The 25,657-nt window shown below is 60.2% G+C and carries 20 protein-coding genes and 1 other RNA gene; 14 read left to right on the top strand and 7 right to left on the bottom strand.

The features are described from left to right. The first annotated feature begins 9 nt into the window (after positions 1 to 9). The 3 genes from mscK to RSO41_RS13895 all read left to right on the top strand — a co-directional run bounded on the left by mscK (position 10) and on the right by RSO41_RS13895 (position 6,234). Positions 10 to 3,555, top strand: coding sequence for a mechanosensitive channel MscK (gene mscK, locus RSO41_RS13905; RefSeq protein WP_315619745.1), 3,546 nt, complete (start codon positions 10 to 12; stop codon positions 3,553 to 3,555). A gap of 364 nt (positions 3,556 to 3,919) precedes the next feature. Beyond that, on the top strand, positions 3,920 to 4,048 hold the full coding sequence (locus tag RSO41_RS13900; protein WP_315619744.1) for a hypothetical protein: 129 nt from the start codon (positions 3,920 to 3,922) through the stop codon (positions 4,046 to 4,048). A gap of 200 nt (positions 4,049 to 4,248) precedes the next feature. Then, positions 4,249 to 6,234: a hypothetical protein gene (locus tag RSO41_RS13895; RefSeq protein WP_315619742.1), complete on the top strand. Its 1,986-nt coding sequence runs from the start codon at positions 4,249 to 4,251 to the stop codon at positions 6,232 to 6,234. A 203-nt stretch (positions 6,235 to 6,437) separates the two neighbouring features. Here RSO41_RS13895 and RSO41_RS13890 read toward each other — a convergent pair whose 3' ends face one another. From RSO41_RS13890 to RSO41_RS13880, 3 genes are all read right to left on the bottom strand, one after another. Further along, positions 6,438 to 7,193, bottom strand: coding sequence for a TlyA family RNA methyltransferase (locus RSO41_RS13890; protein ID WP_315619741.1), 756 nt, complete (start codon positions 7,191 to 7,193; stop codon positions 6,438 to 6,440). Between the two features lie 104 nt (positions 7,194 to 7,297). After that, entirely contained in the window at positions 7,298 to 9,346 is a 2,049-nt protein-coding gene (locus RSO41_RS13885) for a hypothetical protein (protein WP_315619740.1), read from the bottom strand. A 39-nt stretch (positions 9,347 to 9,385) separates the two neighbouring features. Then, a complete protein-coding gene (locus RSO41_RS13880; protein ID WP_315619739.1) occupies positions 9,386 to 10,609 on the bottom strand; it encodes a carboxylate--amine ligase in 1,224 nt (407 codons plus the stop codon). A gap of 230 nt (positions 10,610 to 10,839) precedes the next feature. Between RSO41_RS13880 and ffs the strand changes: the two genes are divergently transcribed. The 3 genes from ffs (at position 10,840) to RSO41_RS13865 (ending at position 12,981) form a co-directional block, all read left to right on the top strand. Beyond that, positions 10,840 to 10,936, top strand: an RNA gene (gene ffs / locus RSO41_RS13875) — signal recognition particle sRNA small type. Positions 10,937 to 11,140: 204 nt separating this feature from the next. Further along, complete coding sequence (locus tag RSO41_RS13870) at positions 11,141 to 11,863, top strand: tellurite resistance TerB family protein (RefSeq protein ID WP_315619738.1); 723 nt, start codon at positions 11,141 to 11,143, stop codon at positions 11,861 to 11,863. A 74-nt stretch (positions 11,864 to 11,937) separates the two neighbouring features. Next, positions 11,938 to 12,981: a histone deacetylase family protein gene (locus RSO41_RS13865; RefSeq protein ID WP_315619806.1), complete on the top strand. Its 1,044-nt coding sequence runs from the start codon at positions 11,938 to 11,940 to the stop codon at positions 12,979 to 12,981. Between the two features lie 131 nt (positions 12,982 to 13,112). Here the strand turns inward: RSO41_RS13865 and RSO41_RS13860 are convergent, their stop codons facing one another. Further along, entirely contained in the window at positions 13,113 to 14,132 is a 1,020-nt protein-coding gene (locus RSO41_RS13860) for a cyclase family protein (RefSeq protein WP_315619737.1), read from the bottom strand. Between the two features lie 242 nt (positions 14,133 to 14,374). Between RSO41_RS13860 and RSO41_RS13855 the strand changes: the two genes are divergently transcribed. The 7 genes from RSO41_RS13855 (at position 14,375) to RSO41_RS13825 (ending at position 21,449) form a co-directional block, all read left to right on the top strand. Further along, entirely contained in the window at positions 14,375 to 15,715 is a 1,341-nt protein-coding gene (locus tag RSO41_RS13855) for a short-chain fatty acid transporter (protein ID WP_315619736.1), read from the top strand. A gap of 80 nt (positions 15,716 to 15,795) precedes the next feature. Beyond that, positions 15,796 to 16,098, top strand: a complete 303-nt coding sequence (locus RSO41_RS13850) for a YciI family protein (RefSeq protein ID WP_315619735.1) — start codon at positions 15,796 to 15,798, stop codon at positions 16,096 to 16,098. A gap of 12 nt (positions 16,099 to 16,110) precedes the next feature. Further along, positions 16,111 to 16,401 carry a muconolactone Delta-isomerase gene (gene catC / locus RSO41_RS13845; protein WP_315619734.1) on the top strand — a complete coding sequence of 97 codons (291 nt, stop codon included), beginning with the start codon at positions 16,111 to 16,113 and terminating at the stop codon, positions 16,399 to 16,401. 361 nt (positions 16,402 to 16,762) lie between these two features. Beyond that, positions 16,763 to 17,755, top strand: coding sequence for a tripartite tricarboxylate transporter substrate binding protein (locus RSO41_RS13840; RefSeq protein WP_315619733.1), 993 nt, complete (start codon positions 16,763 to 16,765; stop codon positions 17,753 to 17,755). A gap of 91 nt (positions 17,756 to 17,846) precedes the next feature. Next, positions 17,847 to 18,353, top strand: a complete 507-nt coding sequence (locus RSO41_RS13835) for a tripartite tricarboxylate transporter TctB family protein (protein WP_315619732.1) — start codon at positions 17,847 to 17,849, stop codon at positions 18,351 to 18,353. 32 nt (positions 18,354 to 18,385) lie between these two features. Next, entirely contained in the window at positions 18,386 to 19,894 is a 1,509-nt protein-coding gene (locus RSO41_RS13830; RefSeq protein WP_315619731.1) for a tripartite tricarboxylate transporter permease, read from the top strand. 163 nt (positions 19,895 to 20,057) lie between these two features. After that, positions 20,058 to 21,449 (top strand): hypothetical protein, encoded by a 1,392-nt coding sequence (locus RSO41_RS13825; protein WP_315619730.1) that lies wholly within the window; start codon positions 20,058 to 20,060, stop codon positions 21,447 to 21,449. Positions 21,450 to 21,458: 9 nt separating this feature from the next. Here RSO41_RS13825 and RSO41_RS13820 read toward each other — a convergent pair whose 3' ends face one another. After that, complete coding sequence (locus tag RSO41_RS13820) at positions 21,459 to 22,172, bottom strand: SDR family NAD(P)-dependent oxidoreductase (RefSeq protein WP_315619729.1); 714 nt, start codon at positions 22,170 to 22,172, stop codon at positions 21,459 to 21,461. 170 nt (positions 22,173 to 22,342) lie between these two features. On the opposite strand from RSO41_RS13820, the gene RSO41_RS13815 reads away from it, so the two are divergent. Then, the gene (locus RSO41_RS13815; RefSeq protein ID WP_315619728.1) at positions 22,343 to 23,242 is read left to right on the top strand and encodes a 3-hydroxyacyl-CoA dehydrogenase NAD-binding domain-containing protein; all 900 of its coding nucleotides are present in this window, start codon (positions 22,343 to 22,345) and stop codon (positions 23,240 to 23,242) included. A 343-nt stretch (positions 23,243 to 23,585) separates the two neighbouring features. On the opposite strand, the gene RSO41_RS13810 is transcribed toward RSO41_RS13815, so the two are convergent. Together RSO41_RS13810 and RSO41_RS13805 are read right to left on the bottom strand one after the other, a co-directional pair. Next, positions 23,586 to 24,740, bottom strand: a complete 1,155-nt coding sequence (locus tag RSO41_RS13810) for an acyl-CoA dehydrogenase family protein (RefSeq protein WP_315619727.1) — start codon at positions 24,738 to 24,740, stop codon at positions 23,586 to 23,588. Between the two features lie 62 nt (positions 24,741 to 24,802). Next, positions 24,803 to 25,618 (bottom strand): IclR family transcriptional regulator, encoded by an 816-nt coding sequence (locus RSO41_RS13805; protein ID WP_315619726.1) that lies wholly within the window; start codon positions 25,616 to 25,618, stop codon positions 24,803 to 24,805. Positions 25,619 to 25,657 lie beyond the last annotated feature (39 nt).

Raw genomic sequence — 25,657 nt, 5'->3', positions numbered from 1 at the left:
GTTTCTACCATGCCGGTGCGGCAAGTCAACTGTGGCGGCATGGCGACGCCGAGAATTGCCTTGTCGGCGATATGCACCGAGAATCACGGGAACCCCCTTGATGTCACCGATGACGAGGTGTCCGTGAGCGTAGTGTCGCACCGTGCCGGCATGACAGTATTGCACATTGTTTGCCTGTTGATGGTTCTGGTGATGGCCCTGGCCGGCTCGACGGCCTGGGCGGTCGAGCCCCCGACTCGCGAGACGATCGAGCAGCGTCTGGAAGAATTGCGGCCGGCCGAGGGCCAGCAGCCCGATGCGGCCACTCAGGAAAAGATCGATACTCTCCAGGCGGCACTCGATGATCTGGCGGCGAAGAAGACCGCCGAAACGCGGCTCGAGGACCTCGAGGCACGAGTGGAGCGTGCGCCCACCGAACTCAGGGAATTGCAGCAGGCTCTGGGAGAGGGGCAGGAAGAGGCGCCCACGGCTTCCCTGGAAGCGTTGGAGTCGCTGGAGCTGGGGGCGCTGGAGGAGCGTCTGAAGGAGGCCTCCGCGGCGTTGCGTCGCGATCAGGATCGCCTGTCGGAAATCGAGACACGCCTGCTCGGCACCCAGACATTGCCGGAACGCGCCCAGCAGGGCATTGCCGAAGCGACCCAGGCCGTGGAGGAGAGTCGCCGTACACTTGAGGACCTGGCGGCCCGCGACGTCGACGAGAGCGACCCGCGCCACATGCGGGCGCGGGTCCAGCGCGCCCTGGCCGAGCAGCGCCTGACCCTGCATCAACGTGAACTGGCGACCAATTCCCGATTGCGGGAGCTGGCGCAGCAGCGTCGTGACCTGCTCGAGCGCCGCGTGACCAGCCAGGAGGCTCGGGTATTGACCCTACAGCGGCTGATCGACCAGCGACGTCGGGAGCGCTCCGAGCAGGCCATTGCCGAGGCCGTGCAGGACGAGCCCGATGACGTGGCGAGCCATCCCCTGGTCAGCGACGCGCAGCGCGTCAACCGAGACATGAGCCTGGAGTTGTTGCGTATCACCAGCCGTGCCAACGAGCTGGTGCGTCAGGGGCTGGAGGTACGGCGGCAGCTCGACCAGGTACGTCAGCTCCAGCGCGGCATGGATGAACACGTGGAAGCGATTCGCGGCAGTACCCTGCTGTCGCAGATCCTGCGCGAACAGCGCCAGGCTTTGCCCAAGGTCGAGGTGCGAGGCGGATTGAAGGACGAGATCGCCGACTGGCGACTGCGCCAGTTCGAACTGGATCGGCAGCGCGAGGCGTTGAAGAATGCCGAAGCGCTGGCACGGGAGCGCCTGGAGGAGGCGACGGGCGACGAGGTGTCGAAGGCTCTGGTCGCGCCGTTGGAGCAGTTGTTTCGCGCGCGTCGCGACCTGCTGGATCAGCTCGAGCCGACCTATGGCGAGATGCTCAGCGCGGCCATCGAGTTGCAGCTCCATCAGCAGCAACTGCTTTCGACCAGCCGTTCGCTGCGCGACACCATCGACAAGCAGCTGTTCTGGGTGGCCAATGCGCGTCCTCTGGATCTCGCCTGGTTGCTCAAGTTGCCGGACCATCTGATGACCGAGTGGCGGGAAGGCGAATGGCGTCATGTCCTGCCGAACCGCTGGACGATGCCGGATGCCGGGGCATTGCTGGCCATACCATTGTTGTTGCTGGCGGCAGGGTTGCAGATGCTCAGGCCGACCCTCAAGCGTCGCCTGCTGCGCCTGCACGATGAGATTGGCCACCTGCGCCGTGACAGCCAGGCCCATACGCCAAAATCAGTGGTGTTCAACGCCTTGCTGGCGATTCCCTGGCCCCTGGTCCTGGCGAGTATCGGCGTGGTGCTGGTGCTGGGCGGACAGGGGGTCGCACCGGGCATCGGCGGGTCGCTGGCGCAGGTCGCCCTGGCCTGGGCGGTGGTGGCCTGGGCGCGTCGCCTGCTGGTCGCCGATGGCGTCGCCGTTCGCCAGTTCTACTGGCCGCCGGCCTATGTGGCGAGGCTGCGCTACTGGTCGTTCTGGTTGCTCGCGGCGATGATTCCGGTTCTGCTGGTGGCACCTCCCGCTCGCGACGCCGGCATCAACCTCAACCACCGCCCCCTGGCCATGACAGTGCTGCTGGCAGGGTTTGCGGGGATGAGCCTGTCGCTGGCCAAGCTGATCATGGCCCATACGCCTTTCTTTGGCGTCAAGTTCTTTCGCCTGGTGCTCGGGTTGGCGATGGCCGCGGTGCCACTGCTGCTGGGAGGACTGGTGGTGTCCGGCTATGCCTATACGGCCTTGAGCCTGGTCAGCCGGTTCGTGATCACCCTGTACGTGCTGGGTGTCTGGATTCTCGTCGAGGCGGCGGTGGTGCGTGGCCTGGCCGTGGCCGCCCGTCGCCTGGCCTATCGTCGTGCCCTGGCGCGTCGACGCGCGTTGCAGGAGCATGAGGGCGAGAGCGGGCTGGATGTCGTCGAGGAGCCGCCTCTGGACATGCAGCAGGTCAATCAGCAGTCGTTGCGTCTGGCCAAGCTGGCGTTGTTGATCGGTTTTCTGGCCGTGCTCTACCTGGTCTGGGCCGATCTGCTTACCGTGTTCGGTTACCTGGAGCAGGTCATGCTGCTGGGCGGCGAGGGCCAGCAGGGGGCCGAGCTGGTGGGCGGTGCGGTGTCGGTGGCCGATACCATCGTGGCCTTGCTGACCATTGCCTTGACCCTGATGCTGGCGCGCAACCTGCCCGGACTGCTCGAAGTGATGGTGCTGTCGCGCCTGGAGCTCAAGCAGGGCAGTGCCTACGCCATCAGCTCGCTGCTCTCCTACACCATCGTCGGCACCGGCGTGGTCATGGCGCTGGGCACGCTGGGCGTTTCCTGGAGCAAGCTGCAATGGCTGGTGGCGGCGCTGGGCGTCGGGTTGGGCTTCGGGCTCCAGGAGATCTTTGCCAACTTCATCTCGGGGCTGATCATCCTCTTCGAGCGCCCGGTGCGCATCGGCGACACCATCACGCTCGGCCATCTGACTGGTACGGTGAGTCGTATCCGCATCCGTGCGACCACGGTCACCGATTTCGATCGCAAGGAAATCATCATTCCCAACAAGACGTTCGTCACCGACCAGCTCATCAACTGGTCGCTGTCGGACAACATCACGCGGGTGATCCTGACCTACGGGGTGGAACTCGGCTCCGATCATCGCCTGGTACAGCGCCTGTTGCAGCAGGCCGCCGACGAGAACGAGCGGGTGCTGCACGATCCGCCGCCGGAGATCTTCTTCATGCGCTACAGCGAGAGTGCCATGGAGTACGAGCTGCGCATCTACGTCAACAGCCTCGGTGATCGGCTATACGCCACCGACGAACTCAACGGGCGGGTCGGCGAGCTGCTGGCCGAGAACGACTTGAGCATTGCCTTCAACCAGATGGCCGTATGGCTGCACCGCAGCGACGGGGCCAGGGCTCGGCTCGGCGGGCGTACCTCTGGCCCTGAACCTGATACTCAGATACCGAATCACCCGCCCCCCGGCTCACCGGGAGACCCTGGTGATGTAGGAGGCGGTGACGCCGGTGGTGGCGATGGTGGCGGACGATAATGGGCCACGTGCCTGACTCAGGAGCGTCGAGTGGCGTAGAGCAGGAATTCGCGGTTGCTGACATGCCTCAGCCATGACGACAAAGTCTATATTCTGCATGAGGGCCAGCTGTGGCTGGCCCTCCGGCGCTTGATCACACTGAACGGCTGCGAACGCCACAAGCATTTGAGTTGGACATCGACGTCCTGCCGACCAAGATACACGGCCATCAGGGCGCATCAGCCGACTTCGGCCATGTCGGCACACGGACTCTACTCGGTACTGATTTCCTCGTTGACCGAGACTGGGCGATAGGGTCGGTGGTCTGCTGCATGAGGGCAACGCCGGTTCGGCCGAGAACGCCGACATCTGGATTCCACTCCTGGTGCGCCGGCTCAGCACAAGCACCAATATCAATGCCCAGGTTCGCTTTGATGTGGGCTTTACTGACAGCGACACCCAGGGGGCCCAGGAAGAGCGCGGTATCGAGCTCTGGGGGCGACTGCGCAGTTAATCGTGTCTCCTGAAGCTGGCGGCGCCGCACTTGGAGCTTCAATACCCGCATTCAGCACCCTGATGAATAAGGCGGGCTGCAACGGATCGGCGACTTCGAGTTCTGGTTGCGATAAGGCTCAGGGGGTAGAATACTCCTCGATGGCTTGCTCAGATGATTTACACTTATATTGATTTACTGCGTAAAAAAGGAACTTTTACATGCGATGGATCGTAGTGCTGGTATGTATTGCCATGGGAGTCGGCACGTTAGCCATTTTCAATTTTTTGGCTCAACCGCATTCGACTACACTGGAAAAATCTCAGGATTTCGTGTTTGGAGAGGTGGTGCTACTGGATGATGCGGGAGAACCTGCGGATTGGGATAAACTGAAAGAGGACTTCCTACTAGGCCCGCTTCTGGTACAGATGAACCAGATGTTGCGCGACGAAATGGCCCACGGATATGCAAGTTTCGACACAGACAATCAGCACCTCACGCTGCATCTTGCCGGCACAACAACCACAGTCTCTTTCGGTCCTGGTGATCCGGTTGCCCGGGTAGAGTCGTCGAACATTGGTCCGATTGAAGTGGCATGGGATAAGCGCGGTCTTAATCCCAAAGTGACCGCCCCCGTCATGATCTTTGGTTCACCAAGTGGGTTGGAGTTTGAAATCCCCTTGCTAGCGGTAGACGATGTCTCCGGAAGGGTTGAAAAACAGGGAGAGATCATCAAACAGAAGCTTTCCGACAAGGCCGCGTGGCGTACTGAGATGGAAGCATTTTCAGAAAAGTTTCCCGTTGACCCTGCTTTTAGTGGTATGACACAAGATGAAATGCTCCCAGGCTTGCAGGCTACACTGACATATCCATTTGATGCAGTGACTTCCTCATCCACTTATAGTTTTGATGTCGAGGTGACGCTTGCGGATCAGACTCGAGTACAGATTGTAGCGCTACCACCGCGTACCGCAAAACAAAAAATGGAATCCTTGCGTGATGACTATATCGATCGGCCAGAAGATTCGCGAATTATTTTGCACGATACGGAAGATATGTTTTTCGTTGATGTATATGGAAACGGTGCGTTAATTGCCAAATTGACTGAGCTGGAGCACCTTTCCTACTTGACGGTCGCCAAACACGCTGATCATCGTAAGCTGGAAGTCGTAATTGCCATGGCCAACTCACTGGCACCACGCCCACTGTCAGCTCCTGACATTGATCTGGATAGCCTGACCCGCGACAAGGTATTGACTGCCCTTGAGTTCCCCGAGTTGGAAGTTGGGAGTTCTTGGGATCCAAATGTTCGCCAGTCTGCTATCAACGACCTTGCCCGTCTGTTCGAGCCCCGAAACCTTATGGCGCTTCATAACTCTGGAAGTATTATAAGTGACGAACTCAATGCTTTCGATGCAGGGTACGTCGAGTCGGACGACTCCCGCCCATTTGAATACTGGGGTGATCTGTTATGTGCACCATTTCTGGATCGTCCTGAAATGGTATCTACACTCCATGATATTTTCCAATCAAGATGGCAGGATGATATATCCTTAAATCGTCCGGTGGAGACGGGCGTTGCTTATATTGAAAGTGGGGACTTTGCTGCGAATAAACCGAACAGCTCTTTGGACACTGCCGTCGTTAAGCGCAGTGAGCCAATCTGGTTTCTTGATGAACCGGACATCGCCATCGGCGCTGAGGGGCCGCTGTATTACGTCTATAGAGCTGAACGGGTTGGACCGTTCACCTTGGTTTGCAAAGCTCAGAACCGGAATGCCCTACGAGCGTGGCTGACATTGGAGTTACACCGAGACTTGCCACGCCCGGAAAATGTCGCGCCTTCAGATGACGTGCTCACTCAGTTTCGCGCCTATGATAATGTGCGCCCCTTAGGCCCCAGTCATTACTTGATTTCAAAGGAAGGTGAGTTGAATTCATATCTTATTTCTCAACAAGGTGATGTGCTGATTCATGACCGTCTCAGTTGGTGGGATTGGGATGCGCGGACCGAGACAATTACGGCCGAAAATGCGTCCCAAAAGGTCGGTCTTTATTTGCCTGACGGTACCAAACTGCTTGACCACCTTTACGAGGACATCGGAGGGTGGGAAGATTTGGGTCCCAACATCGTCCGCGTGCGTGGCAAGGAAGATCAATATTTTAACGTTGAGATGCGCGAGTTTGTGCCGGACCCGCGCGAATAGCGAATTACTTGGCCAATGATGCTACGAGTCCTTTTCGTTGCACGATGATTCAGGAGGAAGCTGAATCAATCATTCCGCCTTGTTTCTCAGATTGCTGAGTGCGGGTATTGAACCGAGTGATTACCGGCATCGAACCTGATCAATGTTATTCGTTTGCTTGGCGAGCGGATAACTTATACTTGATTCAACTATCAGTGCAGAGATCAACGTCGAGTGGCGTAGAGGAGAAATTCGCGGTTGCCGTCGCCGCCGCGAATCGGGCTTTCGCGCCAGTGGTGAATCGCGAAACCGGTGGTCTCGCAGGCGGCACGCAACTTTGCCTCCACGTCGGCGTAGCGACGCGGTTCGGTGACCAGCCCCTGAGCGTTGACCCCCTCGGGGCCGACTTCGAACTGGGGCTTGACCAGTGACAGCAGCTCGCTTCCCGCGGGCAGGATGGCGGCCAGCTCGGGCAGGATCAGGGTCTGGGAGATGAAGGCGACGTCCATGACGGCGATGTCCACCGGGTGCGAGCGCAGTGCCTCGAGCAGACGGACATCATCGCGCATGTCGCGGGCGTTCAGGCCTTCCAGACAGAGCACGCGCTCGTCTCCGCGCAGGCGGTCATCCAACTGGTCGTGGCCCACTTCCACGCCCACCACGTGACGGGCGCCATGGTGCAGCGCGCAGTCGGTGAAACCGCCGGTGGACTGGCCCACGTCGAGCACGCCCCGACCGCCCAGAGGAAGCGACAGGCTGTCCAGCAGGGCCTCGAGCTTGAGGCCGGCCCGGGAAACATAGCGTTCCTCGGGGTCTTCCTCGACCATCAGCTCCACCGTCTCGGCGAGTTTTTCGCCGGGGCGCATCAGTATCTTGCCGTTGTCTGTCCGACGTACCCGACCATGACGAATCAGTCGCTGGGCGCGGGTGCGTGAGCGGGCCAGGCCCTGGCCGAGCAGGAGTTGATCGAGGCGAGGCATGGTGAACGATTCCGGCAGCGAAAAGCGCCATTATGTCATACCGAATGACGGGGCCGGCGCACCGGGTCCCGTGCCGGTACTCGCCGCCCCCTGTGCGGGCATCATCAGGCGCGCGGAGGGGCGCCCCTGGAGGCTTGCAGCCCTGCCGGCGGCAGGCGGTCGGCCCCCCAACTGCGCTCGATATAGCCAATGACGCGGTCGAGCTCGTCCTGGGGCACTTCGGCCAGTTCGCCGCGTTCCAGCGGGTCGTGGTGGAAGATGTAGAGCCGGGAAGCGAACTGGTCGAAGGGCAGCGAAGCCTCGCCGAAGCGCTCGCCTCGGCCGGCGGTGCTGACCGTGACGCCATCGCCCCAGTTCTGCCCGCTGTCGTTGTTGGGGTTGTAGAAGTAGACGCGGGTGAGGCCCTCGGGGTCGAGCCCGGCGCGCAGGATGGTGATGGCATGCCAGCCGATGAACCGGGCGGCGCTGTCGGTTACGGCGATGCCCGCCGGCTGGGGATGGATCAGTGGCTGATTACCGTTGTAGTCGGGATGGTAGCTGGCATAGAAATGGCGCAGGAAGGTATCCAGTTCGCTCAACTGGCCGCTGGCCACATCGACGTTGATGCGAAAGCCTCGCCCTGACCACCAGCCGTGGAATTCAGGATTGACCCAGCGATGGGGGTCGCCTTCCCGGCCGATGCAGCGGCGCCCCATTTCGGCATAGATGCGATCCAGGTGGGGGACCACGATCAGGGAGACCGGGTCGAGGTCCATGGGCAACTCGCTGGCCACCCCTGACAGGCTCGCCATCGACGAGATCGGCTGTCCTTCGAAGTGCATGATGATCTCGTCGTCCCGGGCCGCCCAGGCGACCATCTGGAGCAGGTAGTCGGGGTCGTTGTAGGCCCACATCGACAGTGCCCTGGCCGATTGGCACGTCGGGTTGTTGCCCTGGCCGACGCCGAGCGGTAGTCCCAGCATGCAGAGCACGCCTTCCATGAGTCGGGCGCCGGACGGAACATGCTCGCCGAAGGCCAGATCGAGGCGCGCTCGGGACCACGCCGATATCGTCAGGCCGAGCTGGCGCCACATGGCCGGCGCCACGGGGGGCTGGTAGAGAATGCCCCGCTCGAGCAGCAATGCGAGGCCATAGGCGGCCTGTGCCGTTTCCGGCAGGATGGCGTCACGAATCAGGGCGCGTACCAGCTCCTGGTAGCACAGCAGACCATCACGTCCCGTGGCGGAGAGACCCAGTGCCTCGGCAAGCAGATGGTCGCTGTGATCGGTGAGATGCAGCAGCAGCACGGGATGATAGGGCGATACCAGCCCTGTGTCGTGCATGGCCCGTGCGAAGCCGGTAGCCTCCGCCTGCAGGGCGGTGGCATCCATGCTTTCCAGGCGCTCGCGATAGATGTCGACGCCTGGGTCCTCGCGACAGGCCTGGGTCGGGCCGTACAGCGAACTGACGAGGCGGTCGGCGCCTTGCCCGCTGGCCCCGAGGTCGATGGCGGGGTCGGCCTGACAGATCGCGATCTGCGTGATCATGCGCTTGACTGGTTCGACCTGGATCGGCCGCTGGTTGAGGATGCGCCAGATCTCTTCGATCAACTGGTCGATGATGTGCTCGTAGCCGATGCGCCTTGCCAGGTGCTGGAACAAGTGGCGGGGCAGGTCGGCCAGCCGTCCCTGGGTGGCGCGCTCCGACTCGGTGGGAGCGCCGAACAGCAACGACAGGTTCAGGGCCATCACCTGGGTCAGGTAATGGTGTGCCTGGTCGGTGGAGATCAAGGCATGGCGTGTCTCGCCCTTGGCCACGGGCAGCAGGCGAAGTTCGCTCAGGGCCTCGACTACCACGGTATTGGCATCGGGGCTCTGCAGTGCCTGAACGGTCAACGAGGGCAACAGGAATTGAGGCGTTTCCCAGTCGGAGCCCTGGAAAATACCCGCCGCTTCCATGTCCTGGGCACGTGACTCCACTGCCGCGCATCCGCCTGCCTGCATCATCGCTCGGCGAGCCGTGTCCAGCACCTGGGGTAACTTGCCGGGCTTGGCAAAGGCGGGTGCCTCGGCCAACTGCCGGATGGCGGTATCCAGCCTGGTCAGCAGGGCGGCGAGCCTGCCGTCGTCGGATGGCGGCTCGCCGTTCTGAGGGTGGTTCGATTGCGTCGTCACGCGGACTCCCGATCATCGCTTTTCGTCATGACGCCCCGTTCAGACATAGAAATCAAGTTCTTCCAGCGACTTGAGCAGGTCACGCAGGCGATGGGGGTCGTCGCCCTTGAAGTAGGTCAGGCCCCAGTGAGTACCGAAGGCGGTACGTTTAGTGACGGTTTCCTGCAAGGGGGGCGTGAGTTCGTGAGACTCGAAGTAGGGGTGGTCTTCCACTTCCTCGGGAATTTCCAGACGACTGACGACCCGCAGGCGAGGGTAGACGCCGAAGCACCCGGCGTAGCCATCGGCGTCGACGACTTCCTTCGGAAAGAAGGCGGCAACATCCTCGGGCGTGGTACGGGGATCGAAGACCAGCATGCTGGCTTGATAGGCATTGAAGCCGTAGACGCGCTCGAGTAACTCGAAGACCTTGAAGCCGGGCGGCCGATAGGCGACCTCGCCGAAGTACATTTCGCCGTCACTGGTGACGAAGTATTCCGGGTGGATCAGGCCGAACTCGATGTCGAAGGTCTTGATCAGCTTCTCGATCTGGGCGGTGATCTGTGGGCGGTAGCGCTCGAGTTCGGGAGAGGCGGGCACGAATACCGAATAGCCCAGGGTCACGTACTCGGAGATATTGAGAAAGGCGATCTTGCCGTCGTGAATCCAGGCCTCGACGGCGAATTCCCAGCCGTCCAGGTGGGACTCCATCAGCACCGGAAACTCCTCGTCCGGAATGGTGTCGACCTCGTCGGGCGTGCGGATGACCCGGTGGCCCAGGCAGCCGGCCTTGTCGAAGGCCTTGAGATGGATGGGGTCGTTGGGGTCGCCGTCGAGCTTGAGCAGTGTCTGGTTGACGCGCTTGAGAAAGCGGATGACGTCGTCCTTGTCGTGGGCTTCCTCGAAGATGCCGACGCGGATGCCGCCGAGCTGCGCGCGTCGCTTCATCAGCGCCTTGTCGCGCAGCAACAGCGACTGGCCGTAGAGCCGTGGATTGTCGAGCAGCACCGAGTTGATGGCGCCCGCCCATTCCACTGTCTCCTCGTACAACGGGATGGCGACGTCGACGCCCATGTCCTTGAGGGTCTCGGCGATTTCCATGGAACGGTCGTTCAGGCGCTCGAAATTCCAGGAAACATAGGGGAGGTCGTGCTTCTGGCAATACTCCTCTGCCCAGTCCGGCGCCACGACCACATAGCGGCGGTCGAAGTTCTCGGCGGCCTCGATGGCATTCAGGCTCCAGCCCAGCAGGGCGATGTAACCCTTGTCGGGATCCTTCTGCATAGATACCTCCTCAGGGTAAACGATGACGTGCCGGTGCTTGGTTGACCGCACGCTCATGCTGTTCAGCATAGCCGAGTTCCATGGTGGCCGGGCGTACTCGGCGTCAACGCTATCCCGCTCGGTCGTCGAGGCTTGCTCGGGGCCACCACGCTTGTTATAGTGCGCGCCGCTCGATAAGCACTTGATCGCTCGTCGAGCTCGGCATCAAAATATGTCGTCTGTGGTGGCCCCGTCGGTCCTCCCGCAACGCTAGATCGCAAACCCCGCCAGGCCCGGAAGGGAGCAACGGTAGTGATGGACGCGTGTGCCGGGATGTGGCTGTCGGGGCCGCCTCCATTTCGGCCCTGTGTTTCGATGGCCCGATGCTGGTTCTCCTTCCGCTCGTTTCTCCTCTCTTCTTATTATCTCCTTGTCGTCAGCGCGTCACCGCGTATTCTCGATGGCAATCGCCGCTCGCCTATTGCTCGCTTGATGAAACGAAGTGTCGAATCGATCATCCAAGGCAGTGGCGAACGCGACAAGGAGACCAGGATGAACGCCAAGCGCATTCTCGATCAGTTGATGAAACAAGCCGGCAGCAGCGGTTCCGGGGCGGGCGGTACGGACCTCAAGGGCATGGTCGATAGCCTGTCGTCCCAGTTGGGTGGCGGCAGTGGCCAGAGCAGCGGTCAGAAGGGCGGCCTGGATCCGAAACAGCTGCTGGGCGGGGGCGTCCTGGGCATGCTGGTCGGCTCCAAGCGTGGACGCAAGATGGGCGGCAAGGCGCTCAAGTATGGCGCCATCGCCGGTGTCGGCATGCTGGCCTGGAAGGCCTGGCAGAATTCCCGAGGTACTACCGGCAGCAGTGCCGAGGGCGAAGAGGCGCGAGAGGGTCGGCCCATGGATCACCTCGAGGGCAACCAGCAGGAGCAGCGTAGCCTCGAATTGCTCCAGGCGATGATCATGGCGGCCCGCGCCGATGGCCATGTCGATGAACGAGAACGCGCCCTGCTTGCCGAGCAGATCGACGAGATGGGCGCCGATGACGAGTTGCATGACTGGGTGGAACGCCAGCTCAAGGCGCCGCTCGATGCGCTGGCCCTGGCCCGTCAGGCGGACTCTCCCCAGGCGGCTCGGGAGATGTATCTGGTCAGTGTCGCGGTGATCGACGACGACAACCCCATGGAGCGTGCCTGGCTCGACCAGCTGGCATCTGCGCTGGGGCTTGATGATTCGCTCAAGCGCGAGCTGGAGCAGCAGGCGGTAGCTGCCTGAAATGCCTGTTCCAGGATGCATGACCCGGCGATATCCTGTCAGGCTTTCTCGAGATGCCCAAGGACCTGACGCCGATGTTGACCTTTCACAGTGCTGCCACCCAGCAACGCCGAGCCCGCACCGAGCTGGATGGTGGCGTTCTGGTGACGCCATACGAGTGCCCCGAGCGGGTCGATCTGGTATTGAAGTGTGTGCAGGAAAGCGCGCTCGGCGAGGTATGCGAGCCCGATGATTTCGGGCTCGACCCCGTACTCGCCATTCATGACCGTGACTATGTGAACTTCCTCGCTGGATGCTGGGAGGAGTGGCGAGCCCTGGGGCGCCAGGGCGAGGCGATCGCCTGGATCTGGCCGACACGAACCATGCCGGGCGATGTCATTCCCGACCACCTCGATGGGCGGCTCGGCCACTATGCGCTCTCGGCGGATACCTCGATCTGCGAAGGCACCTTTGAAGCCGCTCAGGCGAGCAAAGACATCGCCCTTTCCGCGGTACGTCACAGTCTGACCACCGGCGAGCCGAGCTTCGGCCTGTGCCGCCCGCCGGGTCATCATGCCGCCACCGACCAGTTCGGCGGATACTGCTTCTTCAACAACGCCGCGGTGGCCGCCCAGTACGCGCTGGATCACGGGCTCGGCCGGGTGGCGGTGCTGGATGTCGACTTCCACCATGGCAATGGCACCCAACAGATCTTCTATGAACGCGACGATGTATTGTTCTTGTCGCTGCATGGTGATCCGCGCCAATGCTTCCCGTATTTTCTCGGTCATGCCGAGGAGGTCGGTCGCGGAAAGGGCGAGGGCTTCAATGCCAACTATCCGCTGCCGCCGGGTACCGACTTTGCGGCCTGGACAAGGGCACTGGACGATGCCCTGGAACGTATTCGCGCCGCCGGCTGTGAACTGCTCGTCGTGTCGCTCGGCGTGGACGCCTTCGAGGATGACCCGATCAGTGAGTTCAAGCTGACCAGCGACGACTTCACCGAGGTCGGTCGCCGCCTGTCGGGTCTCGGGCTGCCGACGACCTTCCTGCTCGAAGGGGGATACGCGGTGGAGGAAATCGGCCGCAATGTCGTCAATGTGCTGACCGGTTTCGAGATCGGGACCCACAAGGCGTGATCTACGCCGTCATCCATGATGACGATTCTCGGGCGATCAATACTACCGCGCTGCCCCGGCAGAGTCGGGGCAGCGCAAGTTTGACGGACTCGAGTCCGGCGTCCCTGCTGATTCATCGGCTGTCATGCCGATTACACGGTGGCGATTGGAGTGACTGGAGAACCAATGGCGCCGGGTAGGTGCAGTGGTGGTGCGGTCAGCAGGAAACGGTTGCGTGCATGTCGGTATAGCCAGTCGGAAAGTTCTCGTAGATACCACAACTCCGCCAGAGGCAATCCCAGCTTGAATAGGCAATGGTGGTGCAGTGGCAGCTTCAGGCAGCATGCTTCAGCCGACTCGTCATCGATGTTTTCCACGGCATAGTTGTCGGCACAGATGGTGGCAACCCCGCTGTCCGTTATCCACTCGAGCAGCCCGGGGTCGCGGCCATCCAGCACGGCACCGGTCTGGCGCAAGCTTGCTGCGTCCGGTGTTCCTTCCATCTCCACCAGTGCTTCGGCGAATCCGGTACGAATCACCAGCATGTCGCCGGGCTCCAGTGTCACGTCCAGTTCGCGTAAGGCGAATTGCCATGCGTCCAGGTCGATGAGAGTCCTGCCTGTGCCGAATACTCGAGCCAGGTCGACCAGCACGCCACGTCCCTGCATACCATGCCGGGCCATGTTTTCGATGCCGAGCCGTTCAGCCCGGGAGCGATTGTGCCGTTCTTCCTTGTTGTCATGCTGAATATCGGCCACGGCGCGATAGCCGTTGTAGTATCTGCGTTCTGTCTTGCCATCACCGTCCGCGTCGAACAGGGCGCCCACATGAGCCAATGAGTCCCATTGAGTGGAATACTGCAGCGAAAGGGTGACTTGGTCGTCGCTGATCACGTCTTCCCATAAGGGGTGCACGTTGGCCAGCGGAAAGTTCAGATAGTGATCGTTGCCCAATGACGTAGGTGACAGTGCCGGAGGGTAGCGGCGCGGGTTGAGTACGTTACCCCCCGGCAGGTCCAAGGGAAGCGAGAGACAGAATGTCTCGCCGACCTTCACTTCGTGCATACCCTTGAGAACCTGAGGTTGGCGAATCAGATTGACGCGGCCAAGCTGGTCATCATCGCCATAGTCCCCCCAGTTCGAGCCTTCCGGACGTTGCTTCCACCTCTGCATCTTGCCTCCTGTCGTCATGCTGGTTGGTTATGGTTTTCGGCGACATCAGTGTCCTGGCGAGCGGCCCTGGAGACGATAATCCAGTCATACAGGCATTTTGGGTGGCCGCCCAGCGCATCGGTTACGACGAATGTCGCATTGTTTGATGAGTTTGGTAGTTGCCTAATCGTAGTTCTTAAGACGAACTAATGTACGTATTGCGTACAAAGTCATCAATAAAAACTTTACCACCGGAGTTGTTCATGAATGGGCTTGCGAACTTCTTTACGCGGCTGGTCAGTCGCTACATGCCCGACCCACTGGTCATTGCCATCATTCTGACGCTTTTCACCATCCTCCTGGCCGTCGTGATGGAGGGAACCTCGCCTCTCGATGCCACTCGCTACTGGGGCGATGGCTTCTGGAGTCTGCTGGCCTTCAGCATGCAGATGACGGTGATCCTGCTGGCTGGTTATATGCTGGCCAAGACTCCCCTGGTGGATGGTGCCTTGAACCGCATCGCCAGCCTGGTAAAAACACCGTTCGCTGCAGTGGTCGTTGCCACTCTGGTGGGTGGCATCGGCAGTTGGCTCAACTGGGGTTTTGGGCTTGTCATCGGAGGGATCGTTGCCCAAAAGCTGGCCGTCAACGTCAAAGGGTTGCATTATCCGCTGGTGATTGCCGCTGCCTACTCAGGGTTCGCGCTCTATGGTATCGGCCTTTCGGGAAGCGTGCCGCTGTTGCTGGCAACCGAGGGGCACTTTCTACAGGAGCAGGTCGGCATCATTCCGCTGGGCGAGACCATCTTCTCGCCTATCCTGTTGACGACTAGCCTGCTGGTCATTGTCACGTTGCCTTTCTTCAATGCCTGGTTGCATCCCAAGGATCCATCCGGGATTGTCGAGATCGACCCGGCCACGGTCGCCAAGCCAGCACCACCCAAGCCGCAGAGCGATCAAGAGGGCAAGATTCCCCTCGCCGAGCGCCTCAACCATAGCCGTGTGGTAGGCATCGCTATCGGAATGCTGTCGCTTGTCTATCTGGGGCTTTATTTTGCGGATGGTGGTTCGCTGAACCTCAATACCGTCAACTTTGCCTTCCTGTTCTTCGGCATATTGCTGTTTGCTTCCCCGGCAAATTACCTGGCTGCATTACAGGATGGTGTGAGAGTTGTGTCGGGGATTATCATTCAGTATCCATTCTATGCGGGCATCATGGGAATCCTGGTGGGGTCCGGCCTGATCGTGACCTTCGCCAATGCCTTCGTGGATATCTCCACACCGCAAACCATGCCTATCTGGTCGTTTATCAGCGGTGGCATCATTAATCTGCTGGCGCCTTCCGGTGGTGGTCAGTGGGCGGTGCAAGGTCCGGTAATGGTCGAAGCAGCCAATGCTATCGGCGCCTCCCAGGCAGCGACTGCCGTGGCGGTGCAGATTGGCGACCAGTGGACCAATATGGTTCAGCCGTTCTGGATCCTGCCGGTGCTGGCCATTTCCGGTCTGAAGCTACGTGATGTCATGGGCTACATGGTGCTGATTCTGATGTATCTGGGCCTGATCTTTGGAGGAGCAATCCTGATATGGGGCCACATGGCGGCCTGACGCAAGTTGCCGTATTGACGCCCAGCACCGGTCCCGAGGGTTCGGACCGGTGCATCTCAACTACCGCAAGAGTCGATGCAATGCCTTTTCTGATCGAAACCCATGACAAGCATGGACACCATGAGCTCAGGCTCGCCACGCGAGACGAGCACCTGGCCTATCTGGACAGTCGAGTCGAACGGCTGATCGCTTGTGGCGCCAAGCTCAGCGACGATGGAAAGAGGGCGCATGGCGGTATCTATCTCGTTGCCGTGGAGAGCCGCCAAGAGGCAAGAGACTTCATCGAGGCTGATCCGTTCTATCGAGCCGGGCTGTTCGAGCGAGTCGATATCAGCCGTTGGCGTCAGGCTTATCTGGATAGGCGCAATACCCTCAATGACTGATAAGGAGTCGAGATGCTCTTCCACGTGACGATGAAGGTGAATTTGCCGCCCGATATGCCGGCAGAGGACGCCGCACGGATAAAGGCCGAAGAGAAGGCGTACTCTCAGGCGCTACAGCGAGAAGGCAAATGGCGGCACCTGTGGCGCATCGCCGGGAGCTATGCCAACGTCAGCATCTTTGATGTGAAGGATAATGAGGAGTTGCAGGACCTGGTCGCGAACCTGCCTCTATTCCCTTACATGGAAATTCACGTTTCCCCGCTTTGTCGACATCCCTCATCGATCCGGGACGGTGACGCCTGAAAGGCACTGAGTTGTTGATGAACCCCGCTTTTGGCGGGGTTCGTTGTTCTGGTTGTCGATGTTCGCGCCCTGGGGCGGTCTGGAGTACCAAAGCGAGCTCCAGCGCTTGTGCCGCCAGCATCCATCACTGCTGCCCCATCGGTGTGCCTGGCATGAGCCATCGCCTTCGATGTGGAGATGGCTTTAAGCCGCCTGACCGACAGTGGCTCTCTTCTTGCCTCTTTCTCGTTCCCGGGGGATATAAACTAAAGTCGGGTTTCTGGCCTCGGACGGATCGCAGTAGTCTTCGTGTGTGAATTGCGAATTGTTGTTCGTTAAGCGAACAAAAGGCGGGCAACCTTCACCATCCGAGGAGTCGAACATGAAAAAGCTGCTCAGCATCCTTTGTACTGCTACTTGCGGTAGTGCCATCGCGCTGTCGCTTTCTGTATCCACTGCCCACGCTCAGGAAGCGTGGCCTTCCGACGATGTGCGCCTTGTGGTGCCTTATGCGCCGGGCGGCACCACCGATGTGCTGTCGCGCCGTGTGGCGGACTTGTTGCAGGAAGAACTCGATACCAATGTGGTAGTGGAAAACCGCCCGGGTGCAGGCTCCACTGTGGCAACAGGCCGCTTGGCTCGCGGTGGTCGCGATGCCGATCACACCATCCTGATGGCCTCGCCTGGCCACACCATTGGTGCCGCTATTTACCCCAACCTCGCCTACGATCCGGTGGAGGACTTCGTGTTCATCCAGAACATGGTCGATATTCCCAATGTGATGGTGGTGCCGGCAGACAGCCCTTACGACAGTGCGCTGGAGTTCATTGAAGCGGCGCAGGAGCAGAACATGACCTTCAGCCACAGTGGCGTGGGTAGCTCCATTCACATGTCCGGCGAGTTGTTCAAGACGCTGACCAAGACCAATATGACCGCGGTGCCCTTCGCCGGCAGTGGTGCGGCCTTGCCGGCTCTGCTGGGAGGTGACGTGGATGTCTCTTTCGAGAACATGCCCACCGTGTTCTCCCACATTCAGTCCGGCGACTTGAACGCGCTGGCCGTGACTTCTGCCGAGCGCTCCGAGTACCTACCTGATGTGCCTACCCTCAATGAGATCGGCGAGTACAACCTCGATCAGTTCGTGACGACTGCCTGGTTCGGCCTGATTGCCCATGAGTCTTTCCCTGAGGAAGCGACCGAAACGATGCAGGAGGCGCTGCAGGAGGTGATGGAACGCAAGGAGTTTCTGGGGTTTGTTGAACAATTGGGCGCCAAGCCGGGCACTGTCTCTGGCGAGGAATTCAAGGCTTTCATCGCCGATGAGGTCGCCCGCTGGGACGAAGTGGCCGAGCAGGCGGGCATTCGTCAGGAGTAAGTCGTTGATAGTACGACCAATGAGGCGAGGGTTTTGACCCTCGCCTCAGCTGGTTTTCATATCGAGTTTTTACGTCGAGAGGGCATCCCCGATGACGAGGTCTCATTCTACTGGTGGTACGCGGGTCAAGGATCCGTGGGATGTGGTCGCCGGTGCGGTGCTGCTGGGTTTTGCTCTACTGCTGCTTTTTTATTTGATCCCTCACTATGTCGGCGAGCCCGCTGTTATGCAGAACCCGATGATGTCACCGCGATGGCTACCGACCATTGTCGGTTGGTTGCTGCTGGTGTTCTCGGTGCTGCTGATCCTTCAAGGGGTGCTGGTTGCTGATGAAGATGGAGACGGAGGCGGGGGGCGTCGCTTCGAGCGCGGGCCCTGGCTGCGTTTCGCCCTGATGGTACTGGCGCTGGTGGTCTATGTCGGCTTGTTCGAGCTGTTGGGGGCGATGCTCAGCGGTATCTTCGCCACTCTGCTACTGTTCCTCGCTCACCCGGTGCGTACCTGGTGGGCCTATGGCCTTGCGGTTGTCTTCCCGGTCGGGGTGTCGCTGCTGTTTACCGAGGTCATGAATGTACCGCTGCCGATGATGTCGTTCTGAACCAACGGCCATCTTTCAAGATCGGGTGAATTATGGAAAACGTTACCGAAGTCCTGCAGTTGTTTCTGGCCGCGGAAAACTTCCTGGCGATCGCCATCGGTGTGGTGGTCGGTGTCACGGTTGGCTCCATTCCCGGCCTGACGGCAACCATGGCGGTGGCCCTGGCACTGCCTTTTACCTTCTCGATGGAGCCGGTAGCGGCCATCCTGCTATTGGTGGGTATCTACAAAGGGGGAATGTATGGTGGCTCGATTACTGCCATCCTGATTCGTACCCCGGGTTCTCCGGCATCGGCCTGCACCTTGCTGGATGGCTATCCGCTGGCCCAGCAGGGAGGGGCGAAAAAGGCGCTGAAAATGGCGCTATACTCCTCAGTGACGGCGGATTTGATCTCCAATATCGCGCTGATTTTCTTCGCTGCTTACCTGGCCAAGATCGCACTTAATTTTGGCGCACCGGAGTTTTTCTGGCTGATTTGTTTTTCACTGACCATCATCATTTCTCTTGCCAGCGGCTCGATGGTCAAGGGCTTGATTGCCGCTTTGCTTGGTATCCTGCTCTCGTTGGTGGGGCTGGATTCGGTTTTCGGCTCTCAGCGGTTGACCTTCGGTAACTACAACCTGATGGACAGCATCTCGTTCATTCCTTTGCTGATCGGACTGTTCGCGATTCCGGAGATACTCGAGTTCTACCGCAAAAAGGTCGTGCCCCACCTGCGGGCCAAGGCAAGTGGTGCCGGTATCTCCATGAACGAGTTCAAGCGCAGCCTAAAGAGCATCGTGCGCGGCAGCCTGATCGGTGTGGCTATCGGGGCCATTCCGGGAACCGGAGCCACCGCGGCAGCATTCATTTCCTACAGTGACGCCAAGCGTCGCTCCCCAAATCGCGAGCGTTTCGGCAAGGGAGAGGTAGAAGGGGTGGCTGCCTCTGAAGCGGGCAATAACGGCGTGGCCGGAGCGACTCTGATTCCGTTGCTGTCGCTGGGCATTCCCGGCGATGTCATTACCGCAATCATCCTTGGAGCCTTCATGGTCCATGGCCTGACACCCGGCCCGATCATGTTCCAGGAAAACCTGTCGTTGATTTATGCACTGTTCCTGGGAATCATGCTCAGTTCGTTGATCCTGTTGGTGGTGGGTAACGTGGCGATTCGTTACTTCTCGCTGATTGCCGATATTCCAAAGGCGATTCTCTTCCCAATCGTGCTGATGTTTTGCGTGTATGGGGCTTATGCGGTCAACAACGATACCTTTGATGTATGGCTGATGCTGGCCTTCGGCCTTTTGGGTTATGTGTTCAATCGCACGGGTATTCCGGCTGCTCCTTTCCTGATCGGCTTCATTCTGGGACCGATGTTCGAGGACAACCTGCGTCGCTCGCTGCTGATCGGCTCCAACGATCTTTCAATCTTCGTGCGCGGGCCGATCACCTGGTTCTTCATCGCCTTGACGGTGGGCTCCATTCTACTGGCCTTCTATCGCTACTTCGCTGCACGGAACAAGGTGAAATACGGCGCCGAAGAGCCAGAGCAGGGCATATGACGTTTCTGCGGTTTTCTTTCGGAGCAGTTCGGTTGCCGCCGGATACCCCATCCCGGCGGCTCGCCGAAGGCCCGGCGGCGAGTAAGGCATGTCGCATCGGTCACAGGTCGGCTCGTTGCCTTGGCAGAGGAAATGGTCGTCTGTCATGAGACATGCCGGGAGCGTGCCTGTCGCAAGTCTGTGGGCCAGCCACCTGCTTGCAGGTGTAGCCGTGCTTGCCGTGGTGGATGTGCTGGCCGACTCGGCACTGGCCGCCACCCTGTCTCAGTGGGGGCTGGCAGGCTTTCTTCTACTGGGGTGGCCACGTTTCAGCTCGATGGCTCGTTGGCTGGCTCTGGCTTGTGTCGGGGTATCGGGCCTTGCCCTGTGGCGGTTGTCTTCTCCCTGGGCGGTGCTGCATGAAGCCTTCGGAAGCTTCGTCTTCCTGGCGGCTTTCATGACGGCGCTGGCGCTGCTGCGTCTGCCGGCTCAACGCTCGCGGCTGATTCGTCGCTGCGGCCAGAGCTTGCTCATGCAGCCACCTACCTGGCGATATCCGATGCTCTCGCTGGGTTCCATGCTGTTCGGCATCGTGCTCAATTTCGGTGTACTGAATCTGTTCCTGTCGATGATCGACAAGGCCAACACCCTTGACTCGGCGCAGGGACGTGCATGGCTACAGCGGGTACGTCGCCGTCGCATGCTGGTGGCAACCCTGCGCGGTTTCACGCTGGCGCCATTGATCTCGCCGCTTGGGATCGGCGTGGCGGTGGTCCTGGGTAATCTGGAGGCGCTGAGCTGGGGAGAGCTCTTTCCCTACGTGCTGGCGTCGGCGCTCATACTGTTCCTGTTGGGCTGGGCCTGTGACCAGGTTGCCGGACCGCGGCCGAGTGCGGCCAGCACCATGGTTGCTGAGCGCCCCTCCCTGATGCCGCTGGCGGCCTTCAGCCTGCTGCTGTTGGCCCTGGTGTCGCTGGTGTTCGCACTTGCTGCTGGCTTTACGTTACGGCTGCCCGAGGCGGTGCTGATCGGAGTGCCGGTGGGCGCCTGGTTGTGGCTGGCGTGGCAGTGTCGTGGTGCTGGCCATGTCGGTGCGGTGGGGGCCAGTGTCGTGCTGACACGCCGTCTACCCGAAGTGCTGGGGGGGATCGGCAACGAGGTCGTGGCGTTGGGATCAGGGGCCTACCTTGGCCATCTGAGCGTGGCACTGCTCGATCCCGGTCAGTTGCAAGAGGTGGCGACGCTGCTGGTTGCCTTTGGCGGTTGGTTGCCGGTATCGGCATTGCTGTTGATCGTGGTGCTGGCTCAGGTCGGGCTCAACCCGATCATCAGTGTGACCTTCCTGACCAACATGGTCGTCCAGGTGGGGACGGAAGGCGTTTCGTTGCCGTTGTTGGCGGCGGCCATGCTGGTGGGATGGTCGTTGACCATGGTGTCGTCGCCGTTCACGGCGGCAATGATGATCATGTCGCGCTTCACCGGCATGACCGCGAGGCAGGTGGGGCGGGGCTGGAATGGCCCTTTCCTGGCGGCCTCGCTGGCGACGGCCGCCTTGCTCTTTCGGTTGGCTAGCTGAGACAGGGCTCTACCCTACGGTAACGCCACCGCAGACGAACAGCGTCTGCCCGGTAATGAAGCCGCTGCGTGAGTCGCAAAAGAAGCTGACCGCCTGTGCAACCTCTTCAGGTTGCCCCATGCGCTGCACCGGGATGTTCTCGATGATACGACGCGCCTGCTCGGAGTCCGGTGGGTTGTTCTCCCAGAACGCGGAGGTGGCGATGGGGCCAGGCGCAACACAGTTGACGGTGATGCCGTCGGCGGCCAGCTCCAGCGCCCAGGTACGGGCCATGGATTGCAGCGCTCCCTTGGTGGCGCTGTAGAGGGTGCGCGCCTCTTTGCCCAACACCACGCGACTGGCATTCATGACGACACGCCCCTTGCCGCGCTGGCGCATGCCGGGAAGCAAGGTCTGGGTGCATACCAGTGCGGAGCGTACGTTGAGGTGCATGAGCGGATCGAAGTCTTCGGCACGAGTGTCGTCGAGCAGGGCAGGGCGCACCACGCCGACGTTGTTGACCAGGCATTCCACCGGATGGGCCTGGGCGACCTCCTGGATCACTTGACGAGTAGCGTCGACGTCACCGAGGTCGACACGACGCGCATCTGCTTGCAATGACTCGGCTTCGGGCACCTCGATGTCGAGCACGATGGTGCGATAGCCATCATGCTGCAAGCGCAGCGCGATGGCCTGGCCGATATTGCGGGCGCCACCGGTAACAACGGCACAGGAATCAGACATGGGGAATCCTTCTGAGTGGGTTTGTTGCTGGATCGCGATGAGGCCGTTCGGCCACTTTGTACGCCATGTGAACTTAAGTTCGAAAATAGTCTATTCTGCGCACCCGGCCATCGGCAACAATGCGACCTTTGTCGCCATGGTGCAGGGCGCCAATCGCAAAGGAGAGGTCCATGCAAGCGTTTCATCGGGTCGTGGTCATCGGTGCCGGCACCATGGGGGTGAACCTGGCCAGGTTGATACTCCGTCGTGGCATGTCAGTGACGGTACTGGATATCGATCCAGACGGCCTGGCCCGTTGTCGAAAGGCATTACGGGGGGAGTCCGGCCATGGTGGGCAGGCTCGTTTCGTGAGTGCCTGGGAGCAGGTGGGGACGTGCGAGGTGGTGCTGGAAAGCGTCACCGAAGACCTGGCACTCAAGCAGCGTGTGTTGAAAGAGACAGAACGCCATGTCGGCGATGCGACGTTGATCCTGACCAATACGTCGGGACTTTCCATCGATGAACTTGCTGACGGACTGGTGCATCCGGAACGTTTCGTGGGTGCGCACTTTTTCAACCCTGCTGACCTTATCCCCGCGGTAGAGGTAGTGCCCGGGCATCAGAGCTCTGCCATGAGTGTCGAGCAGGCGGCTGACTGGCTGCGGCATCTAGGGAAGCATCCCGCCGTGCTCAAGCGAGGCGTGCCGGGATTCGTGGCGAATCGTCTTCAGCATGCGTTGATGCGTGAATGCCTGGCCCTGCTGGAGCAGGACGTGGTGGACGCCGAGACACTGGATGACATCGTGCGATATTCCATCGGCATCCGCCTGGCCATCAATGGACCGCTGCGACAGCGGGATCTCAATGGCCTGGATACTCATCTCAACATCGCCCGTTACCTCTATCGTGACCTGGAAAGTGGCACAGCCCCTGCCTCGTTACTGGAGGACCTCGTCGCTCAGGGGCGACTGGGGCGCAAGAAGGGGCATGGGTTCCATGAATGGCCGGAAGGTAGCGGTGAGGCATATGACAAGCGAGAGCGAGCGTTGCTGGAGAGCCTCTTGGCGCTGATGGAGAAAGAGGCTGGCTGACTAAGCTGTGTCTGAAAAGTCGGCGAGCGATGGTCAGGGCTAGGCCCGCTCCCGGCGGGCCAGCGTATTTCCCACATCCATGTGGGTCACAAGGCAAAAATTGACGATCAATCGTCAGGATGGACGATTTGGGCAGCTCCGCTGCTCGGAGAGCGAGTGGCAGGGATGTCACGAGTCAAAAGACGGAGTTTACGCCGTGTAAATGAGTATTTTGAGTCAATTTTTAACACTGGGTGGGCAAGCGCAGTCAGTTTTCAGATAAAGCGTAGGGCATGCGACCCCGGGCCCGGTGACTGCCATGATGCTGGTCGTCACCGGGCCTTCGGCGGGAAGGAGTGGCAGCCTACTGTTGGGCGTCTCGGATCATGTTGCGCGAGATGATCACCTGCTGGATCTGGGTAGTGCCTTCATAAAGCCGGAACAGGCGCACATCTCGGTAGAATCGTTCGACGGCGTACTCGCTGATATAGCCGGCACCACCATGTATCTGCACCCCTCGGTCGGCGACCCGGCTGCACATCTCGGTGGCGAACATCTTGGCGCAGGATGCTTCGGTGCTGACATTCTGGCCTTCGTCACGCTTGCGTGCGGCATCCAGCACCATGCAACGTGCTGCATAAATCTCGGCTCTGGAGTCCGCCAACATGCCCTGGATAAGCTGAAATTCGGCAATGGGCTGGCCGAACTGCTGACGTTCCATGGCGAAGCGCAGGGTATCATCCAGTACACGCTCGGCAGCCCCCACAGCAATGGCGGCAATATGCAGGCGTCCCTTGTCCAGTACCTTCATGGCGGTCTTGAAGCCGACACCTTCCCGCTCGCCTATCAGGGCGCTCGCCGGAACCCGAACATTGTCGAAGATCACATCAGCCGTGTGCGCGCCTTTCTGCCCCATTTTCTTGTCGCGCTTGCCGATAGAGATGCCAGCAGAGTTGGCATCTACGATGAAGGCGCTGATGCCCTTGGCTCCCTTGAGTTCGGGGGCGGTGCGTGCCATGACGGTGAAGATGCCAGCATGCGGGGCATTGGTGATATAGCGTTTGGTGCCGTTTATCAGGTAGTCAGCGCCGTCCTTGACCGCAGTGGTACGCAGCGAGGCGGCATCCGAACCGGAATCGGGTTCCGTTAGGCAGAAGGAACTCAGGATTTCGCCGCTGGCAAGCTTGGGCAGGTAGTCAGCTTTCTGCTCATCGGTACCGTCGAGCAGGATACCGATGGAGCCGATGCCGTTGTTGGTCCCGATGAAGGAGCGAAAGGCGGGCGACGTTCTACCGAGCTCGAAGGCGATGTTGACCTCTTCTTCCATGGTTACACCGAGGCCACCAAATTCCTCGGGAATCGTCAGGCCAAAGAGCCCCAGGTCACGCATCTGCAAGGCGATGTCTTCGGGGATCTCGTCGCTTTCGGCCACTTCCTCCTCGCGCGGTACTAATGTTTCGTTGACGAAATTGCGAATGGTATCGAGCAGGATCTGCATGGTTTCCTGATCACGAATCATGACGTTTCCTTCTGGCGGTGTGTCGATAGCAGGCTGGCGTCGAGAGAAAGTCGAGGTTCCGCCTAGCTGATCTGTGTCTCGATGTCATTGACCAGCTGCACAAGTCGCGGCCCGATGGAGTCTTCCAGTTTTTCGCGCGATATCTGGAATTCGGGGCCGCCGCAATTGAATGCCAGGATGCCCAGCTGTGGGTGGTGGAGGGGCACTGCGACGGCATTGACCTTGCGTTGCCACTCGCCGACCGACAGGCAGTAACCATAATCGGCGTAGTCTCGAAAGGAGCGTTCCAATGCCTTGCGGATGTCAGGCCATGCATTGGGATGAAGCTCGTGAAGGTGGTCCATCAGGGCATCGGCTTCCGAGGCAGGCATAGCGGCCAGACAGGCGCGGCCCGCTGAGCTCTGGTGGATGGGGAGGCGTGTTCCGATCTGGCGGCGGATAGTGGAACGCAAAGCGCTCTGAACAACATCCAGATAGACCATGTCCAGTCGGTCGCGAGCCGACATGGCTACCGTGGCTTCGACCTCATCGGCGAGATTCACCATAAGGGGTTGGGCGATGGCGCGAATCGGCAGGTTGGAGATCATGGAATAGCCAAAGGACATGACCCCCACATCCAACTGGTATTTTCCGCGTGGCAGCGGGCGTAGATAACCCAGCCTGGCCAGAGTATGAGTCAGTCGGCTGACGGTTGGGCGCGGAAGCCCTGTCTTTCTTGCCAGGTCGAGATTGCTCAGCATGCTGTCGCGCGGCGTGAAGCAGCGGAGAAGCTCGAGCCCCCTCGCCAGAGCCGTCACGAATTGCCGATCCTGATCGCTCGTCGTATTGATCGGGTCCATCACGATCTGGAGATCTTCCTGGTTGTCTGTCGTCGTCACCGAGTCTCGCTCCGGTCATGGGTTGGCGGATTCGTCGAT

This window comes from Halomonas sp. I1, from assembly GCF_032334135.1.
GTDB lineage: Bacteria > Pseudomonadota > Gammaproteobacteria > Pseudomonadales > Halomonadaceae > Halomonas.
This window is presented reverse-complemented; position numbering and strand designations above follow the sequence as displayed.

Bases quoted from the DNA above. Each gene is read 5' to 3' on its own strand.
- mscK (WP_315619745.1), top strand. From the start codon at position 10: ATGCCGGTGCGGCAAGTCAACTGTGGCGGCATGGCGACGCCGAGAATT.
- RSO41_RS13895 (WP_315619742.1), top strand. From the start codon at position 4,249: ATGCGATGGATCGTAGTGCTGGTATGTATTGCCATGGGAGTCGGCACG.
- RSO41_RS13890 (WP_315619741.1), bottom strand. From the start codon at position 7,193: ATGCCTCGCCTCGATCAACTCCTGCTCGGCCAGGGCCTGGCCCGCTCA.
- RSO41_RS13880 (WP_315619739.1), bottom strand. From the start codon at position 10,609: ATGCAGAAGGATCCCGACAAGGGTTACATCGCCCTGCTGGGCTGGAGC.
- RSO41_RS13870 (WP_315619738.1), top strand. From the start codon at position 11,141: ATGAACGCCAAGCGCATTCTCGATCAGTTGATGAAACAAGCCGGCAGC.
- RSO41_RS13865 (WP_315619806.1), top strand. From the start codon at position 11,938: ATGTTGACCTTTCACAGTGCTGCCACCCAGCAACGCCGAGCCCGCACC.
- RSO41_RS13860 (WP_315619737.1), bottom strand. From the start codon at position 14,132: ATGCAGAGGTGGAAGCAACGTCCGGAAGGCTCGAACTGGGGGGACTAT.
- RSO41_RS13855 (WP_315619736.1), top strand. From the start codon at position 14,375: ATGAATGGGCTTGCGAACTTCTTTACGCGGCTGGTCAGTCGCTACATG.
- RSO41_RS13850 (WP_315619735.1), top strand. From the start codon at position 15,796: ATGCCTTTTCTGATCGAAACCCATGACAAGCATGGACACCATGAGCTC.
- catC (WP_315619734.1), top strand. From the start codon at position 16,111: ATGCTCTTCCACGTGACGATGAAGGTGAATTTGCCGCCCGATATGCCG.
- RSO41_RS13840 (WP_315619733.1), top strand. From the start codon at position 16,763: ATGAAAAAGCTGCTCAGCATCCTTTGTACTGCTACTTGCGGTAGTGCC.
- RSO41_RS13835 (WP_315619732.1), top strand. From the start codon at position 17,847: ATGACGAGGTCTCATTCTACTGGTGGTACGCGGGTCAAGGATCCGTGG.
- RSO41_RS13830 (WP_315619731.1), top strand. From the start codon at position 18,386: ATGGAAAACGTTACCGAAGTCCTGCAGTTGTTTCTGGCCGCGGAAAAC.
- RSO41_RS13820 (WP_315619729.1), bottom strand. From the start codon at position 22,172: ATGTCTGATTCCTGTGCCGTTGTTACCGGTGGCGCCCGCAATATCGGC.
- RSO41_RS13815 (WP_315619728.1), top strand. From the start codon at position 22,343: ATGCAAGCGTTTCATCGGGTCGTGGTCATCGGTGCCGGCACCATGGGG.
- RSO41_RS13810 (WP_315619727.1), bottom strand. From the start codon at position 24,740: ATGATTCGTGATCAGGAAACCATGCAGATCCTGCTCGATACCATTCGC.